Below are 17,401 nucleotides of genomic sequence, written 5' to 3' on the forward strand. Positions count from 1 at the left end.
CGCGCCGAAACATATTGTGCGACGCCCCGAATTCTGGCAATTTTGGTCTGCGGACAAGGGGGAAGGGCCGGCGTACCGGCCTGTCCACGACTGAGATGGAGATCATCAGGAAACGATGACCGACAACACCCCCAGAATGCCGGTCGCGACGCGGCTGAGGAATAATTTTCTCGCAGGGCTGATCATCTGCGCGCCGATCGCGATCACCATCTGGCTGACCTGGACTTTCATCCACTGGTCGGACAGCTGGGTCCGGCCCTATATTCCGGCGCGCTGGAATCCGGAAAGCTATCTCAATTTCGCCATTCCCGGCTTCGGTCTGCTGATCGCCATCGTGCTGATCACCGTCGTCGGCTTTCTCGGCAAGAACCTCATCGGCCAGAGCATCGTCCGTTTCGGCGAATCGATCGTTCAGCGCATGCCGCTGGTGCGCACGATCTACAGAAGCGTGAAACAGATTTTCGAAACCGTGCTGAAGGAACAAGCGAACTCCTTCAAGAAGGTCGGCCTCATCGAATATCCGGGTCCCGGCCTCTGGGCACTGATCTTCATCGCCACCGACGCCAAGGGCGAAATCGCTTCGAAGTTCAATGCCATGGGCCAGGACATGGTCGCCGTCTTCCTGCCGCCGACGCCGGTGCCGACAGCCGGCTTCCTCATCTTCGTACCGCGCGAGAAGATCGTCATGCTCGATATGTCGCCGGAAGACGCCGCCAAGTTCCTGATTTCAGGCGGGCTCGTGGCGCCAGAACACAAGCCGGCTGATCCGAAGCAGAAGCATTTGCCGCGGCCGAAGCCGGTCGCGGTTTCCAAGGCTGAATGATGCATGTCGCCCAAGAGTGTTCAGCGGTTTTGGGGTAACGACATGCATAGAACAATGACTTAAAGCGCGCCGCAGCGCGCTTTATCCAGCTCTAAGAAAACGGATCGCCTCGTCGCGGCGGAAGAGATAGAGCAGGGTGCGGATCGCCGCTCCCCTTTCGGTGGTCAGCTCCGGATCCCGCTCGATGAGGTAAGCGGCATCCTTGCGGGCGATCTCCAGCAGGTCGGCATGTGCTTCGAGGCTGGCGATGCGGAATCCCGGCGTGCCGGATTGCCGTGTGCCGAGCAATTCGCCTTCGCCGCGCAGCTTCAGATCCTCCTCGGCAATGCGAAAACCGTCCTCCGTCTCCCGCATGATCGAAAGCCTGGCATGGCCGGTCTCGCCGAGTGGTCCCTTGTAGAGCAGGATGCATGTCGAGGCCTCGTCTCCGCGCCCGACGCGGCCGCGCAGCTGATGCAATTGCGCCAGGCCGAAGCGTTCGGCATGTTCGATCACCATGATCGTCGCATCCGGCACGTCGACACCGACCTCGACGACGGTGGTGGCGACGAGCAGCCGGGTCTCGCCGTTCTTGAACGCCATCATCGCCGCGTCCTTCTCCGGCCCGCTCATGCGACCGTGGATGAGGCCGATGCCCGGACCAAGTGCTGAGACCAGCGTCGCATGCCGCTCTTCGGCCGACATCAGGTCGAGCTCCTCGGACTCCTCCACCAGCGGGCAGATCCAGTAGGCCTTCTTGCCCTCAGTGATCGCGCTTTGCAGCCGGCCGACGATTTCGCCGGTCCGTTCCATCGGCACGGTGATCGTCTGGATCGGCTTGCGGCCGGCCGGTTTTTCGGTGAGCTTGGAGACGTCCATATCGCCGAAGGCGGCGAGCACCAGCGTGCGCGGGATCGGCGTCGCCGTCATGACCAGCATATGCGGCGAGAGGCCCTTGGCGGTCAGCCGCAGCCGCTGATGCACGCCGAAACGGTGCTGCTCGTCGACGACGGCAAGCATCAGATTGGCGTAGGCGACGCTGTCCTGAAACAGCGCATGCGTGCCGATGACGATCTGGGCGGCACCCGAGGCGATTCGCTCCAGGATTTCTTCCCGTTCGCGTCCCTTGGTGCGCCCGGTCAGCACCTCGATGCCGAGCCCGGCAGAGGCGGCGAATTTCGATATCGTTGCGTGGTGCTGCCGCGCCAGGATTTCCGTCGGCGCCATCAGCACGGCCTGGCCGCCGCTCTCGATCACCGCCGCCATCGCCATCAGCGCCACCAGCGTCTTGCCGGAACCGACATCGCCCTGCAGCAGCCGCAGCATGCGCTCGTTGCCGGCCATATCCTTCAAAACCTCGGCGATCGCCTCGTTCTGGCTTGATGTCAGCGAGAAGGGCAACGCCTTCAGGATCTTGCTGCTGATGGCGCCGGTCGCAGTGACCGGCTGGCCCGCCACCTTGCGCAGCCTCTGCCGCACCAGGCTCAGCGACAGCTGGCCGGCGAGGAATTCGTCATAGGCAAGCCGCCGCCGGGCAGGGGCCTGCGGGTCGATATCCCCAGGGTCGTGCGGCTCGTGCAGCATGTGGAAACTGTCGCGGATCGATGGCAGGCCCTCTCGCTGCGTCAGTGCCAGATCATCCCATTCCGGCAGCTCGGGAAACCGCGGCAGGCCGGCGTCGATGATCTTGCGCAGCGTCTTCGGCGAGAGCCCCGCCGTCAGCGGATAGATCGGCTCGACCAGCGGCAGGCTCTCCGTCTCGTCGGCCCTGACGATATAATCGGGATGCACCATCGAGGCGCGGCCGTTGAACCAGTCGATCTTGCCGCTGACCGTCACCTCCGCGTCAACAGGCAGCTGCTTCTCCAGCCATGCCGCCTGTCCGCGGAAGAACACCAGCGTCAGTTCGCCCGTCTCGTCATGCAGGAAGACGCGGTAGGGGATATTGCTTTTGCCGCCCGGCGGCACCTGGTGGCGGTCGACGCGCGCCGTGATCGTCACGATTGCGCCCTGCGGCGCGCGGGCGATGCCTGGCTGGTTGCGCCGGTCGATCAGCGAGAAGGGCGCGTGGAAGAGCAGGTCTATGACCCGGCAATCCTCCAGCGACTCGCGCCCGAGCAGCTTGACCAGCAGGTCGGCGATCTTCGGGCCGACGCCCGGAAGGCCCGAAATAGGGGAAAACAGAGGATCGAGAATGGCGGGGCGCATGCGGCCAAAATGCGATAAACAATGCGGCCTTGGCAAGGCTGACAAGCCGCTTTCCAGGGTCTATAGAGGCGCATCAACAGGAAGGTATGCCATGACAGGTGTCACGCTCACCAGTGCCGGTCTCGACCCGCGCCGCCGCCGGATCCTTTTCCGCTGCTGGCATCGCGGCATCCGCGAAATGGATCTGGTCTTCGGCCAGTTCGCCGAAGCCGAGGTTGCCAGACTGTCGGAAGCCGAACTCGACGAGTTCGAGACGATCATGGCGGAAGAGGACAATGATCTCGTCCGCTGGATCATGGGAACATGGCCGGTGCCTGAGCGTTTCCAGACACCGATGTTTGCCCGCATTGCCGCCTATAAGCCCGATTTTGACAAGCCCCTCAGGACGCCGGAATGATCCCTGGTTTCGATGCGAAGAAGCTTGCGGCCATTGCCGAGCCGCTGACGATCGGCAATGTGCCGGCAGGTCTTGAAACGCTGCTGCTCGCCGAGCTCGCCCGAACGGGAGAGCCGGTCGCCTATGTCATGTCCGACGGCCACCGCATGGCCGATCTGGAGCAAATGCTGAGCTTCGTCGCCCCCGACATTCCGGTTCTCACCCTGCCGGCCTGGGACTGTCTGCCCTATGACCGCGTCTCGCCGAGCGCCGACACCTCGGCCCGCCGGCTGGCTGCGCTCGGTGGCCTCATCGCCCATCGCAAGAAGCCGCATGCGGCAATCGTGCTCGTCACCGCCAATGCCATGCTGCAGAAGGTGGCGCCGCAGGATGTCATCGAAAGCCTGAGCTTTTCGGCCCGTCCCGGCAACCAGCTGCGCATGGACGATCTCGCCGGCCGCCTGGAGCGCAATGGCTTCGAGCGGGTCGCCACCGTTCGCGAAGTCGGCGAATATGCGGTGCGCGGCGGCATTCTCGATGTCTTCGTGCCGGGTTCCGAAGAGCCGGTCCGCCTCGATTTCTTCGGCGATACGCTGGAGAGCATCCGCTCCTTCGATCCGGCCAGCCAGCGCACGATCGGGCAGGTGCGTGCCCTCGATCTCAATCCGATGAGCGAGGTGACGCTGACGCCCGATACGATCAGCCGTTTCCGCAAGAATTACCTCTCCGCTTTCGGCGCGACCACACGCGACGACGCGCTCTATCTTGCCGTCTCCGAAGGCCGCCGTTACCCCGGCATGGAGCACTGGCTGCCGCTCTTCTACGAGAAGCTCGATACCGTCTTCGATTATTTGAGCGGCTTCCGGATCGTCATCGACCATACGGTGCGTGAAGCAGCCGAAGAGCGCTCCAAGCTCGTTTTCGATTATTACGACGCCCGCCTGAACTCCGGCCAGCCGTCCAAGGGGATGACGCAGGGCACGCCTTACAAGCCGGTGACGCCGGGCCAGCTCTATCTCGACAGCAAGCTTTTCGTCAAAACCCTCGATGCGCTCGGCGCGATCCGCATCAGCCCCTTCAACGAGCATGAGGGCGAGGCGCGGCGGGTCGTCAATGTCGACGCCCGCCAGGGCCAGCGCTGGGCCCGCTCGAACGCCGAAGGCGGCGGCGATGCCGAACGCATCAACATCTTCGACGTCGTCGTCAAGCATATCGCCGACCGCCGCGCCGCCGGCGCGAAAGTGCTCGTCACCGCCTGGACCGAAGGCTCGCTGGAACGCCTGCTGCAGGTGCTGAACGAGCACGGCCTCGAAAAGGTCAAGCCGATCGAGGCGCTGAAGGATGTCGGCTCGCTGGCGAGAGGCGAGGCGGCCGCTGCCGTGCTCAGCCTCGAAGCCGGCTTCGAGGCCGGCGATCTCGTCGTCATCGGCGAGCAGGATATCCTCGGCGACCGTATGGTGCGCCGCTCCAAGCGCCGCAAGCGCGCCGCCGATTTCATTTCGGAGGTCGCGGGCCTCGACGAGGGCTCGATCGTCGTCCACGCCGAACACGGCATCGGCCGCTTCATCGGGCTGAGGACCATCGAGGCCGCAGGCGCGCCGCATGCCTGCCTCGAACTGCAATATGCCGACGAGGCCAAGCTCTTCCTGCCGGTCGAAAACATCGATCTTCTCTCGCGCTACGGCGGCGAGGGCACCGAAGCCCAGCTCGACAAGCTCGGTGGCGGCGCCTGGCAGATGCGCAAGGCCAAGCTCAAGAAGCGCCTGCTCGACATGGCCGATGCGCTGATCCGCATCGCCGCCGAGCGCCTGACGCGCCACGCGCCGATGCTGACGACGCCGGAAGGCCTTTACGACGAATTCGCTGCCCGCTTCCCCTATGACGAGACCGAGGACCAGGAAAACGCCATCGAAGCCGTGCGCTCCGATCTCGGTGCCGGCCGGCCGATGGATCGCCTCGTCTGTGGCGACGTCGGCTTCGGCAAGACCGAAGTGGCGCTGCGCGCTGCCTTCGTCGCGGCGATGAACGGCGCCCAGGTCGCCGTCGTCGTGCCGACGACACTGCTTTCCCGCCAGCATTTCAAGACCTTCTCCGACCGTTTCCGTGGTCTGCCGGTGCGCATCCAGCAGGCCTCGCGCCTCGTCGGCGCCAAGGAACTGGCGCTGACCAAGAAGGAAGTGGCGGAAGGCAAGACCGATATCGTCGTCGGCACCCATGCGCTGCTCGGCGCCGGCATCAAATTCGCCAATCTCGGTCTGCTCGTCATCGACGAGGAACAGCATTTCGGCGTCAAGCACAAGGAGAGGCTGAAGGAGCTGAAAAGCGACGTGCACGTGCTGACGCTGTCGGCAACGCCGATCCCGCGCACCCTGCAGCTCGCCATGACCGGTGTGCGCGAATTGTCGCTGATCACCACCCCGCCGGTCGACCGCATGGCGGTGCGCACCTTCATTTCGCCTTTTGACAGCCTGGTCATCCGCGAGACGCTGATGCGCGAGCATTATCGCGGCGGCCAAAGCTTCTATGTCTGCCCAAGGCTTGCCGATCTCGAGGACGTGCATGCCTTCCTGCAGTCGGATTTGCCGGAGCTGAAGGTCGCCGTCGCCCATGGCCAGATGCCGGCCGGCGAACTCGAAGACATCATGAACGCTTTCTACGAAGGCCGTTACGACGTGCTGTTGTCGACCACCATCGTCGAATCCGGCCTCGACGTACCCACCGCCAATACGCTGATCGTCCACCGCGCCGACATGTTCGGCCTTGCCCAGCTCTATCAGCTGCGCGGCCGCGTCGGCCGCTCGAAGGTGCGCGCTTTTGCGCTCTTCACCCTGCCTGTTAATAAGGTGCTGACGGCCACCGCCGAACGCCGCCTCAAGGTGCTGCAGTCGCTGGATACGCTCGGTGCCGGCTTCCAGTTGGCAAGCCACGATCTCGATATCCGCGGCGCCGGCAATCTGCTCGGCGAGGAGCAGTCCGGCCATATCAAGGAGGTCGGCTTCGAGCTTTACCAGCAGATGCTGGAAGAGGCGGTCGCCGAGGTCAAGGGTGTCGACGAGATCCACGATACCGGCTGGTCACCGCAGATCTCCGTCGGCACGACGGTGATGATCCCGGAAGGCTACGTGCCTGATCTGCACCTGCGCATGGCGCTCTACCGCCGTCTCGGCGAAATCACCGAACTCAAGGAGATCGACGGCTTCGGCGCCGAGATGATCGACCGCTTCGGCCCGATGCCGATCGAAGTCCAGCACCTGCTGAAGATCGTCTACATCAAGTCGCTCTGCCGCACCGCCAATGTCGAAAAGCTCGATGCCGGCCCGAAGGGCGTCGTCGTGCAGTTCCGCAACAAGGAATTCCCCAACCCGGCAAACCTCGTCGGTTATATCGGCAAGCAGGGCACGATGGCGAAGATCCGCCCCGACCACAGCCTGTTCCTGACCCGCGACCTGCCGACGCCGGAAAAACGCCTGCAGGGCGCTGCCGTCATCATGACGCAGCTGGCTGAATTTGCGAAATAGAGCAATTCCAGCAAAACTGTACCTCGGTTTTGCATCCGGAATTGTGTGGAAAAAGGAGACAAGGATGGCGAAATACGGCGCAACGATCGCCTGGCAGCGGAGCGGCGAGACCTTCACCGACAACCGCTACAGCCGCGTCCACCGCTGGACCTTCGACGGCGGCACCGAGGTGAGGGCATCTTCCTCCTCGCATGTCGTTCCGCTGCCCTATTCCGCCGAAGATGCCGTCGATCCGGAGGAAGCTTTCGTCGCCTCGCTCTCCAGCTGCCACATGCTCTGGTTCCTGTCGATCGCCGCCAAACAGCGCTTTTGCGTCGACAGCTACACCGATGCCGCCGAGGGCATCATGGAGAAGAATGCCGAAGGCCGCCTTGCCATGACCGTCGTGACCCTCCGTCCGCATGTCGTCTTCAGCGGCGAAAAGCAGCCCTCGCTGAGCGAGCTGGAAGCTCTACACGATCGCGCTCACGGCGAATGCTTCATTGCAAATTCGGTGAAGACCGATGTGCGCTGCGTTCCGGTTCTGGGCTGAACCTGGAGCCGGCAGCGTTAGTTCATGCCTGATCGCGCCTCGGCCTTCGCCTTGGCGATGTCGCGCAGCGCGTTCGTCAACACGTCGGGCGTCTGTGCGCCGCTGACGGCATATTGCTGGTCGAAGATGAAGAAGGGCACGCCGTTGACGCCCATCTCCTGGGCCGCCTTGATTTCGGCGACGATCAGATCGCGGTCGGCATCGGAGGCAAGCAGCGAGGCGATGACCGAGCGGTCTAGGCCTGATTTTTCGGCGATATCGAGCAGCACCGCATGGTCGCCGACATTGTGGCCTTCCTCGAAATTCGCCTTGAACAGCGCGGCAACGACCTTGTCCTGCTTCTCGCGGCCTTCGATCATCGCCCAGTGGACCAACCGATGTGCGTCGAGCGTGTTCGGGCCGATCTTGATCGCCTCGAAATTGAAGGAGACGCCGACCTCGCGGCCGTAATCGGTGAGCATCTTGTGCGCCTGGGCCACACGCTCCTCGCCGCCGAGCTTTTCCGCCAGCGCCTTCTTCTGGTCGACGCCTTCCTTTGGGTAGTCGGGATTGAGCTGGTACGGCCGCCAGTTGATGTCGACGCCGATTTGGTCCTGAACTTCGGCGATGGCGAGCTCCAGGCGCGCCTTGCCGAGATAGCACCAGGGGCAGACGACATCCGAGACGACGTCGATGGTGATACGCTCCATAATAATCTTCCTTATTCTCATGCATCTCCGCACGGCGACATTTCGGCCGGCAGCGGTTCGGTTGCTTCCTATTGCGCGCTCACGTCCCACCATACCGGCAGCTGGTAGCCGTAGAGCGGCACCGTGTCGGGATGGCCGATGCGCTTGCTGCGCGCCACCCATTGTTGGTCCATATGATAGAGCGGCAGCACGTAATGGCCGGAAAGCAGCAGCCGGTCGTAGGAGCGCACCGCCGCGGTGAAATCCTCGGCGGAGCGCGCCCCGAGCAGATGGTCGATCAGCGTGTCGAGATCGGGATCGTTGGCGCCTGCAAAGCTGTCCGTCCCCTCCTGCGTGCGCACAGCCGAAGACCAGCGGCCGAGCTGTTCGGTTCCAGGCGAGAGCGAAGACGTGTAGGACTTGAGGATCATGTCGTAATCGAAGCTGTTCGTCCGGCTCTGATACTGCGAATCGTCGACCGTACGGATCGCGGCGGCGATGCCGATCGTCTGCAGCGAACGCTGGTAGGCGACGGCGAGTTTCTCCTGGTCGGCATTCTGCGTCATGATCTCGAAGGCGAGCTGGCGGCCGGAGGCGTCAAGCATCTTGCCGCCTTGGATCGTATAGCCGCCCTGCTTCAACAGCGCGACGGCCTGTTTCAGTACATTGCGGTCGCGGCCGGAGCCGTCGGTGACGGGCAGCTTGTAGGTGCCGTCGAGAATCTCTGGCGCGATCTTGTCCTTGATCGGCCCAAGCTGGGCAAGTTCCCTCGCATCGGCCGGAACGCCAAAGCTCGACAGCTCGGAATTCTGCCAGAAGCTCTGCGTACGCTTGTAGGCTCCGGAATAGAGGTTCTTGTTCGCCCATTCAAAATCGAACACCAGCGACAGGCCCTCGCGCACCTTGAGATCGGCAAAGATCGGCCGGCGCGTGTTGAACACGAAGCCGAGCATGCCGCTCGGCAGTTTAGGCGTGAACGCATCCTTGATTGCAGCCCCCGAGGTGACGGCGGGGAAATCATAGGCATTGGCCCAATGGCCGGGATTGCCGTCAGGGTAGGTGTCGACGTCGCCTTTCTTGAAGGCCTCGAACAGCGTCGTGTCCTGCAGGAAATACTGGACGGTGATCTGGTCGTAATTGTCCGTGCCGACCTTGGCGGGAATGTCCTTGCCCCAGTAATTCGGGTCGCGCTCATAGGTGATGCTCTCGCCGGGCTTCACCGTCTTTACCTTATAGGGGCCAGAGCCGACCGGCGGCGTCAGCGCTGTGCGGTCGAAGGTTTCGGGATCGACCGCATGTTTGGGCAGCACCGGGAAAAGGCCGAAGATCAAAGGCGTCTCACGGTTAGCTTTGTCGGTGAAGGTCAAGCGCACGCTACGCTCGCCGACCCTTTCCACCTTGGCGACGAATTTCTTCAGGGGGGTTGCGTAGCGCGGGAGGCCTTTGTCGCGCATCAACTCGAAGGTGAACATCACGTCTTCGGGCGTCACCGGCTGGCCGTCGTCCCATTTCGCCTTCGGATTGAGATTGAACTGGATGAAGCTCCTGTTGTCGTCCCATTCGACCGTCTCGGCAAGCAGGCCGTAAAGCGTGAAGGGTTCGTCCCTGGAGCGCTGCATCAGCGATTCGTAGACGAGATTGCCATATTCCGGATCCCACATGCCGCGCGCCGTCGTGCGCATGCTCTTCAGGATGAACGGGTTGAGACTGTCGAAGGTGCCGACGACGCCGTAAGTGATCTTGCCGCCCTTTTTCACGTCGGGGTTGACGTAAGGGAAGTGTTTGTAGTCGGCCGGCAAGGCCGGCTCGCCGTGCATCGCGATGCCGTGCAGCGGCTCGGCAGCGACAGTGCCGCACAGCAGCGAGAGGACGAGAGGGACGACAATCCGGAGCATTCGGCAATCCTTGATCCGTGAAAACGGGGCATGATTCACCGCGGAGATTATCATGGGGTCGATCGATTCCAACACTGAGCGGCGATTTCTTTGGCATCGCGACGAAATGCACCTCAAATTGCCAAAGAAATGCTGGATATCTTGAACGCTGCGATGTAACAGGTGAACCCGAAGTTTAGGGGTCATGCATTTGCCTTATTTTTTTAAGAGGTGGAGTGCCGAACGACCCGATGGTTGGGGCGGCAAACCGCTGCTCCGAACGGATATCAGGAGACGGAATTCGTTATGATGTTCAAGTCTGAAAAGAAAATGCGGGCAGCACTGTCCGTTCTGGCAGTGGTGTTCGGCGCTTCGGCTCCGGTCTCCTCCTTCGCACAGGATGCGGCGGCACAGGCTCCGGCCGATGCCCCGGCACAGGCCGCAGGAGCGCCGAAGCTCGGCTGGTACAAGACCTGCAGCAAGCAGGAAGACAACGACATCTGTGTTGTCCAGAACCTGATCCTCGCCAATGGCGGCCAGCTTGTTACAGCAGTCGGCCTGATCTCGGTTTCCGGCAAGATCAACCGCAAGCTCTTGCAGGTCTCGGTTCCCACGGCACGCCTGGTTCCTCCCGGCGTCATCATGCAGATCGACGGCGGCAAGGGCCAGAAGCTCGACTACGCCGTCTGCCTGCCGGACAAGTGCACAGCCGAAATTCCGCTGACCGACGCGATGATCGCCAGCCTCAAGAAGGGCAGCGACGTGATCTTCACTTCAATCAACTTCCGCCGCGCCCCGAACCCGATCAAGATTTCGCTTGAAGGCTTCACCGGCGCTTATGACGGCGAACCGGTTTCCGAATCCAAGCTCGCTGAAAGCCAGCGCAGCCTGCAGGACAGCATGCAGAAGAAGGCCGAAGAAGCCCGCAAGAAGCTTGAAGATGCCCAGAAGGCAGCCAAGGCGCAGTAATCCTGCCGCTTTCTTTGAAACAGAGACCCGGCTTCGCGCCGGGTTTTTTGTTGCGCAATGAAAAGGCCTCGCCGGGAGAAGCGAGGCCTTGATTTAACGATCGGCACGAGTGAGTTAGTGGGCGAAGCTCATCTTGGGTTTGAACTGCCCTGACGGGGCCTGATCGAAGATCTGGTAGATCTGTGGGTTGCGAAGCGGCGTGCCGCTTTCGTCGTTCATCAGGTTCTGTTCGGAGACGTAAGCGACATATTCGCTCTCGTCATTCTCGGCAAGCAGGTGATAGAAGGGCTGGTCCCTGCTCGGGCGCACCTCGGCCGGAATGGAATTCCACCATTCCTCCGTATTCGCGAACTCCGGATCAACGTCAAAGATGACGCCGCGAAACGGAAAAACCTTGTGCCGAACCACTTCGCCGATGCTGAACTTTGCTACTCTTTCTTTCATGGTACGACTTCCTTTCATCACCAAATTTGGTGATTGGCGCCGCGCAAATCAAGATTTTGCACGCCGTTCGTCACATGAACGTCATATCCTCGCCATTTGCCGTTCGTGACCTGGGAGGCGAAAGCCCCGGCGGGCCGGGACTTTCTGTGTTCAGGGCCCGATCAGGCCGAATAGTACATGTCGTATTCGACCGGATGCGGCGTCATTTCGAAACGCATCACCTCAGCCATCTTCAACTCGATGAAGGCATCGATCTGGTCGTCGTCGAAGACGCCGCCGGCCGTCAGGAACTTGCGATCCTTGTCGAGACTTTCGAGTGCTTCGCGCAAGCTGCCGCAGACGGTCGGGATCTTCTTCAGTTCCTTCGGCGGCAGGTCGTAGAGATCCTTGTCCATGGCCTTGCCCGGATGGATCTTGTTCTTGATGCCGTCGAGGCCGGCCATCAGCATGGCGGCAAAGGCGAGATAGGGGTTGGCGGTCGGATCCGGGAAGCGGACTTCGACGCGCTTTGCCTTCGGGTTGGTGCCGAACGGAATGCGGCAGGAAGCCGAGCGGTTGCGGGCCGAATAGGCCAGCAGTACCGGTGCTTCATAACCCGGGACCAGACGCTTGTAGGAATTCGTCGACGGATTGGTGAAGGCGTTGATCGCCTTGGCGTGCTTGATGATGCCGCCGATATAGAACAGGCAGCTCTCGGAAAGGCCGGCATATTCGTCGCCGGCAAAGGTCGGCTTGCCGCCCTTCCAGATCGACTGGTGCACATGCATGCCCGAGCCGTTGTCGCCGAAGATCGGCTTCGGCATGAAGGTCGCTGTCTTGCCATAGGCGTTGGCCACCTGGTGCACGACGTATTTGTAGATCTGCATCTTGTCGGCGTTGCGCACCAGCGTATCGAACTTGATGCCGAGTTCGTGCTGGGCAGCAGCCACTTCGTGGTGATGCTTTTCGACGACGACGCCCATTTCGGAGAGCACCGTCAGCATTTCAGAACGCATGTCCTGGGCGCTGTCGACGGGGGGAACCGGGAAGTAGCCGCCCTTGACGCGCGGACGGTGGCCGAGGTTGCCGGTCTCGTAGTCGGTGTCGTCGTTCGACGGCAATTCGGTGGAATCGAGCTTGAAGCCGGTGTTATAAGGATCGGCCTTGTACTTGACGTCGTCGAAGACGAAGAATTCGGCTTCCGGGCCGACGAAGATGGTATCGCCGATGCCTGATGCCTTGAGATAGGCTTCGGCCTTCTTGGCGGTGCCGCGCGGATCGCGGTTATAGGCCTCGCCGGAGACCGGATCGAGGATGTCGCAGACGATGACCATGGTCGACTGGGCGAAGAACGGGTCCATATGCACCGTTTCGGTGTCGGGCATCAGCACCATGTCGGACTCGTTGATGGCCTTCCAGCCGCCGATCGAGGAGCCGTCGAACATCACGCCGTCAGCGAACATGTCTTCGTCGACGCAGACGACGTCCATCGTCACATGCTGTAGCTTGCCCTTCGGGTCGGTGAAACGCAGATCGACGAACTTTACGTCGTTCTCCTTGATCTGCTTCAGAATTTCGCTTGCGGTCGCCATTAATGAGTTTCCTCCGATTTGCGATGACGGTGTAGGTCGGCGATGACGGTAACGGACTTTGCGCGATTGGCAAAGTGGTCAGATGGCATCGATGCCGGTCTCGCCGGTGCGGATGCGGATAACCTCTTCGATGTTGGAGACGAAGATCTTTCCGTCGCCGATGCGGCCGGTCTGCGCCGCCTTGCGGATCGCATCGATGACGGCCTCCGCGTTCTCGTCGGCCAGTACGACCTCGACTTTAACCTTCGGCAGGAAATCGACGACGTATTCAGCTCCGCGGTAGAGTTCCGTGTGGCCCTTCTGACGGCCGAAACCCTTGGCTTCCGTGACCGTGATACCCTGCAGGCCAACTTCCTGAAGGGCTTCCTTCACTTCGTCCAGCTTGAAAGGCTTAATGATCGCTTCGATCTTTTTCATGAGAAAATGTCTCTCCGCTTCTCTTGTTATGGCAGGAATTTTCCCGCTCGCCGGATATGATGCAGATATCGTGCCAGTTTGAAATCCATCTTGTCGAAAAAACACGTCGATTCTGTCAAAACAGGCGCGTTTGCGGGGAATTCTATGTGGTTTTGGTGGCGGAACGGGTGGAAAAACATTGTCTCCGATCAAAATCACATCCGAAACGGAAAAAGTCAGGTATTTTCGCAACTGCGAATACACATCGTCTGGAGATGAAAATATAGGCAAATGCTTAAATTGCGTCCTTCTCTTTGGTATTTCAGGCGGTTGTTTTTTAGGCGTTTTTTGATTGAATAGGGTGATGATCAAACATCTGTCCGACCTTCTTCTCACGCCTGCCGAAATGGCCGCGGTCGACGCGGCCGCTGCGGCATCCGGCATCGACTCCTTCGGTCTGATGGAGGGGGCAGGTGCCGCGGTCGCGGCCGCTGCTCTGCGCCTTTATCCCGGAGCTTTGCGTTTCGTCGCACTCTGCGGACCGGGCAACAATGGCGGCGACGCCTATGTCGCAGCCCGTCATCTGCAGGAAAGCGGGGCGAGGGTGGCGCTCTTCCACCTCGGCGATCCCATGAGGCTGAAAGGTGATGCCGCCCGTGCCCACATGAACTGCGCGCTCAAGGGACAGGAACTCGACCTCTATCGGCCGGAAACCGGCGACGTCGTCGTCGATGGCTTGTTCGGGGCGGGGCTTGGCCGCGAGGTGCCGGCCGATGTGCGCGCGCTGATCGGCCGCGTCACCGAGGCCGATATTCCTGTGCTCGCCATCGATCTGCCCTCCGGCCTCGATGGTCGCACCGGCAAGGTGCTGGGTGCCGCCTTCCGGGCCTGCAACACCATCACCTTCATGACCCGCAAGCCCGGTCATCTGCTGATGCCGGGTAGGGAGCTTTGCGGTGAATTAGAGGTCTTCGATATCGGTATTCCCGCCCGCATCATCCGCGCTGAGGCAGGCGGTGTCATCGCCGAGAACACGCCGGATGCCTGGAAGCGCGTGCTGCCGGCCGAGCAACTGGAAACCCACAAATACAAGCGCGGTCATCTGGTCGTCTTCTCAGGCGAGGCCCACAAGACAGGTGCCGCGCGCATGTCGGCGATCTCGGGCCTGAAGGCCGGCGCCGGCTTGGTGACCATCGCAGCCCCCCGCGCGGCGATGGCCGCCAATGCTGCGCATCTCACCGCCGTCATGCTGCATGCCATCGACGACGAGGCCGACCTCGGCGACTGGCTCTCCGACAAGCGGCTGCAGACCTTCGTCCTCGGCCCCGGTTTCGGTATCGGCGCCAGGGCGCGCGGCTTCGTCTCGGTCGTTGCCGATCGCCATCTGGTGCTCGATGCCGACGGCATCTCCTCGTTCAAGGACGATCCGCAACAGCTGTTTGATCTTTTCCGGGGTGAGCCGCGTCTGGTGCTGACGCCGCACGAGGGCGAATTCGCCCGGCTCTTTCCCGATATCGGCGGCGACGATAGGCTCGGCAAGGTGGACAAGGCTGTGGCCGCCGCCCGCCGCGCCAATGCCGCGATTATCTACAAAGGCGCCGATACCGTCATCGCCGCGCCAGACGGCCGTGCGCTCATCAATACCAACGCTCCCGTCTGGCTTGCCACCGCCGGTTCCGGCGACGTGCTTGCCGGCATCATCGGCGGATTGCTGGCCCAGGGCCTGCCGGCCTTCGAGGCCGCGGCCGCCGGCGTCTGGCTGCACGGCGAGGCAGGCCAACGCGCCGGCAAGGGGCTGACGGCGGAGGAGCTTGCAGCCGAGGTGTTGCCCCTTTAGAGCGCCTTGCGTCCTTTGGGACGCACAAAGGACGCTCTAGCTCTTTCAATCGCATTGTGCTTTCCGACAATCGATTCCGATTTTCGGTCCGATGCGCTTGCGCCTCGGCATGGGCCAGGATTGAGGAGCGCGGACGCCGCGGATCCAGCCATCTGCCGGATCTGCCCGCTGATGGCCTCCTGCACCTCTGACGCAGAAGCAGCATCGAGGGCGGGTTGAACTCGATGCCGGCTGAATAACGGCCATTGTCGCCGCGATCCTTGCGTGGCATCTTCCCGGCGGAGGATTCCGCGTCTCGTTCACGGGCTTTCCGTTTTGCTGTGTAAGTTTGTCTTCCCGACGGAGGCTCGAATGAGTATTGGCCTGATCGCCCTTCTTGATGATATCGCGGCATTGGCCAAGGTGGCTGCGGCCTCGCTCGACGATATTGCCGGCCAGGCGGCCAAAGCAGGCGCGAAAGCGGCTGGCGTCGTCATTGACGATGCGGCCGTCACACCCCGCTATGTCACCGGATTTTCGGCAGCACGCGAATTGCCGATCATCGGCAAGATCGCGCTCGGCTCGCTGAAGAACAAGCTTCTGATCCTGCTTCCGGCAGCACTGATCCTGAGCCTTGTCGCACCGCAGGCGATCACACCGCTGCTGATGATTGGCGGACTTTATCTCTGCTACGAGGGTGTGGAAAAAGTCTACGGGCTGGTGCTGCCGCACGCGGCCCACGCCCATGAATCGGCGCTCGAGGCGACGAGCCTCGATGCCAAATCCATAGAAGACGAGAAGGTTGCCGGCGCAATCAAGACGGATTTCATTCTGTCGGCCGAGATCATGGCGATTACGCTCGCCGCAGTGCCGTCAGGCAGCATGTTCACGCAGGCCGTCATCCTTGCCGTCGTTGGGCTGGGCATCACGGTCTTGGTCTATGGCGGTGTGGCGCTTATCGTCAAGGCCGATGATCTGGGTCTGATGCTGGCGCGTGTGCGGACGGCGTCTCCGATCGGCGCATTCCTGCGTTCGATCGGAAAGGGGCTCGTCACAGGCATGCCTTATTTTCTGAAAGTGCTCGGCATTGTCGGAACAGCCGCCATGATCTGGGTCGGCGGCGGCATCATCGTTCATGGCCTCGAAGCCTATGGCATCGGCGGCCTTGCGCATCTGATCCATGATGCCGGTGAGGCGACGGCGCATGCAGTTCCCGTTCTGGCATCGGTGCTCAGCTGGATCGTCGAGGCCGCAGGAGCTGGCATCGTCGGGATCGTCGCCGGCTTGATTGCAATTCCGGTCGCCGGCTACGCCGTTTCGCCGCTATGGCGGCACCTCAAGTCGCTCCTGCCGCGCCGGAAAGAGGCGCTGGCGAACGAGAAAAAATGAAGCCTGCCGTTATCGGCGGGCCAGCCTTGCCTACTTCGCCAGCGCCTGCTGCAGGGCGATTGCCCCATGCGGCGCATTGACCTTGCCCTCATGGATCATGAAGGCAAAGACGTCGCGCGGCTCGGTCTTCACCTTGCGATCTCCATCGATCAGCGGCAGGTCATCAGGAACCTTGCCCTCCGCCCAGGTCTCCAGCCGGTCAGCCCAGGCCTTCAGGTCCTTTTCCGGATAGCAGGTCGGAATATCGTCTGATCCCTTCTGCAGCCGCGCATAGACGAAATCGGCCGTCACGTCGGCGATCATTGGATATTCGAAATGTTCGGCGCAAACAGGCGCCACGCCGTATTTGGCCAGCAGCGCCACGAACTCCGGCACCTTGAAGGAATCGTGCCGCACCTCGACCACGTGGCGGAGTGTCAGCCCCTCCTGTTTTGCCGGCAGCAAGTTCAGGAAGGCTTCGAAATCCTCTGCATCGAACTTCTTCGTCGGCGCGAACTGCCAGAGCAGCGGCCCGAGATGATCGCCGAGTTCGCTGATGCCCGATGACAGGAACCGCTCCATCGATTCACCGGCTTCGGCAAGCACCCGCCGATTGGTGACGAAACGTGTCGCCTTCAGCGAGAAGATGAAGCCGTCGGGCACGTCAGCCGCCCATTTGGCAAAGACCGCAGGCTTCTGCGTGCTGTAATAGGTGCCGTTGACCTCGATGACCTTCAGCTGGCGGCTGGCATAATTCAGCTCGTCCTTCTGTTTCAGGCTCTCGGGAAAGAAATGCCCGCGCCAGGGCTCGAAGGTCCAGCCGCCGATGCCGGTGCGGATAGTGCCGGATTTCGTCATG

At 61.7% G+C, this 17,401-nt stretch carries 14 protein-coding genes; 7 read left to right on the forward strand and 7 right to left on the reverse strand.

Annotated features, from left to right (window positions below; genetic code table 11):
- Positions 1-115: 115 nt before the first annotated feature.
- A complete protein-coding gene (locus AC25BC_RS09540; protein WP_012757426.1) occupies positions 116-823 on the forward strand; it encodes a DUF502 domain-containing protein in 708 nt (235 codons plus the stop codon).
- An 81-nt stretch (positions 824-904) separates the two neighbouring features.
- On the opposite strand, the gene recG is transcribed toward AC25BC_RS09540, so the two are convergent.
- A complete protein-coding gene (gene recG, locus AC25BC_RS09545; RefSeq protein WP_012757427.1) occupies positions 905-3,010 on the reverse strand; it encodes an ATP-dependent DNA helicase RecG in 2,106 nt (701 codons plus the stop codon).
- A 91-nt stretch (positions 3,011-3,101) separates the two neighbouring features.
- Here recG and AC25BC_RS09550 point away from each other — a divergent pair, with 91 nt between their 5' ends.
- The 3 genes from AC25BC_RS09550 (at position 3,102) to AC25BC_RS09560 (ending at position 7,436) form a co-directional block, all read left to right on the forward strand.
- Positions 3,102-3,407: an FAD assembly factor SdhE gene (locus AC25BC_RS09550; protein ID WP_012757428.1), complete on the forward strand. Its 306-nt coding sequence runs from the start codon at positions 3,102-3,104 to the stop codon at positions 3,405-3,407.
- Entirely contained in the window at positions 3,404-6,904 is a 3,501-nt protein-coding gene (gene mfd / locus AC25BC_RS09555; RefSeq protein ID WP_012757429.1) for a transcription-repair coupling factor, read from the forward strand. The genes AC25BC_RS09550 and mfd overlap by 4 nt, the downstream gene beginning before the upstream one ends.
- Before the next feature lie 64 nt (positions 6,905-6,968).
- Positions 6,969-7,436 carry an OsmC family protein gene (locus tag AC25BC_RS09560; protein ID WP_012757430.1) on the forward strand — a complete coding sequence of 156 codons (468 nt, stop codon included), beginning with the start codon at positions 6,969-6,971 and terminating at the stop codon, positions 7,434-7,436.
- Between the two features lie 17 nt (positions 7,437-7,453).
- Here the strand turns inward: AC25BC_RS09560 and AC25BC_RS09565 are convergent, their stop codons facing one another.
- Both AC25BC_RS09565 and AC25BC_RS09570 read right to left on the reverse strand, forming a co-directional pair.
- Complete coding sequence (locus AC25BC_RS09565) at positions 7,454-8,125, reverse strand: DsbA family oxidoreductase (protein WP_128439283.1); 672 nt, start codon at positions 8,123-8,125, stop codon at positions 7,454-7,456.
- Positions 8,126-8,193: 68 nt separating this feature from the next.
- Positions 8,194-9,999: an extracellular solute-binding protein gene (locus tag AC25BC_RS09570; RefSeq protein WP_012757432.1), complete on the reverse strand. Its 1,806-nt coding sequence runs from the start codon at positions 9,997-9,999 to the stop codon at positions 8,194-8,196.
- A gap of 285 nt (positions 10,000-10,284) precedes the next feature.
- Here AC25BC_RS09570 and AC25BC_RS09575 point away from each other — a divergent pair, with 285 nt between their 5' ends.
- Positions 10,285-10,947, forward strand: coding sequence for an invasion associated locus B family protein (locus AC25BC_RS09575; RefSeq protein WP_017994059.1), 663 nt, complete (start codon positions 10,285-10,287; stop codon positions 10,945-10,947).
- 114 nt (positions 10,948-11,061) lie between these two features.
- On the opposite strand, the gene hspQ is transcribed toward AC25BC_RS09575, so the two are convergent.
- The 3 genes from hspQ to AC25BC_RS09590 all read right to left on the reverse strand — a co-directional run bounded on the left by hspQ (position 11,062) and on the right by AC25BC_RS09590 (position 13,379).
- The gene (gene hspQ / locus AC25BC_RS09580) at positions 11,062-11,391 is read right to left on the reverse strand and encodes a heat shock protein HspQ (RefSeq protein ID WP_003539613.1); all 330 of its coding nucleotides are present in this window, start codon (positions 11,389-11,391) and stop codon (positions 11,062-11,064) included.
- A 161-nt stretch (positions 11,392-11,552) separates the two neighbouring features.
- Positions 11,553-12,962: a type I glutamate--ammonia ligase gene (gene glnA, locus AC25BC_RS09585; RefSeq protein ID WP_012757434.1), complete on the reverse strand. Its 1,410-nt coding sequence runs from the start codon at positions 12,960-12,962 to the stop codon at positions 11,553-11,555.
- Positions 12,963-13,040: 78 nt separating this feature from the next.
- A complete protein-coding gene (locus tag AC25BC_RS09590) occupies positions 13,041-13,379 on the reverse strand; it encodes a P-II family nitrogen regulator (protein ID WP_003579240.1) in 339 nt (112 codons plus the stop codon).
- A gap of 343 nt (positions 13,380-13,722) precedes the next feature.
- On the opposite strand from AC25BC_RS09590, the gene AC25BC_RS09595 reads away from it, so the two are divergent.
- The gene (locus tag AC25BC_RS09595) at positions 13,723-15,195 is read left to right on the forward strand and encodes a bifunctional ADP-dependent NAD(P)H-hydrate dehydratase/NAD(P)H-hydrate epimerase (protein ID WP_012757435.1); all 1,473 of its coding nucleotides are present in this window, start codon (positions 13,723-13,725) and stop codon (positions 15,193-15,195) included.
- Positions 15,196-15,546: 351 nt separating this feature from the next.
- Complete coding sequence (locus tag AC25BC_RS09600) at positions 15,547-16,563, forward strand: DUF808 domain-containing protein (RefSeq protein ID WP_012757436.1); 1,017 nt, start codon at positions 15,547-15,549, stop codon at positions 16,561-16,563.
- 30 nt (positions 16,564-16,593) lie between these two features.
- Here the strand turns inward: AC25BC_RS09600 and AC25BC_RS09605 are convergent, their stop codons facing one another.
- Positions 16,594-17,400 (reverse strand): DUF72 domain-containing protein, encoded by an 807-nt coding sequence (locus AC25BC_RS09605; protein ID WP_012757437.1) that lies wholly within the window; start codon positions 17,398-17,400, stop codon positions 16,594-16,596.
- Between the last annotated feature and the right edge of the window lies 1 nt (position 17,401).

It is taken from the genome of Rhizobium sp. WSM409 (assembly GCF_057653825.1).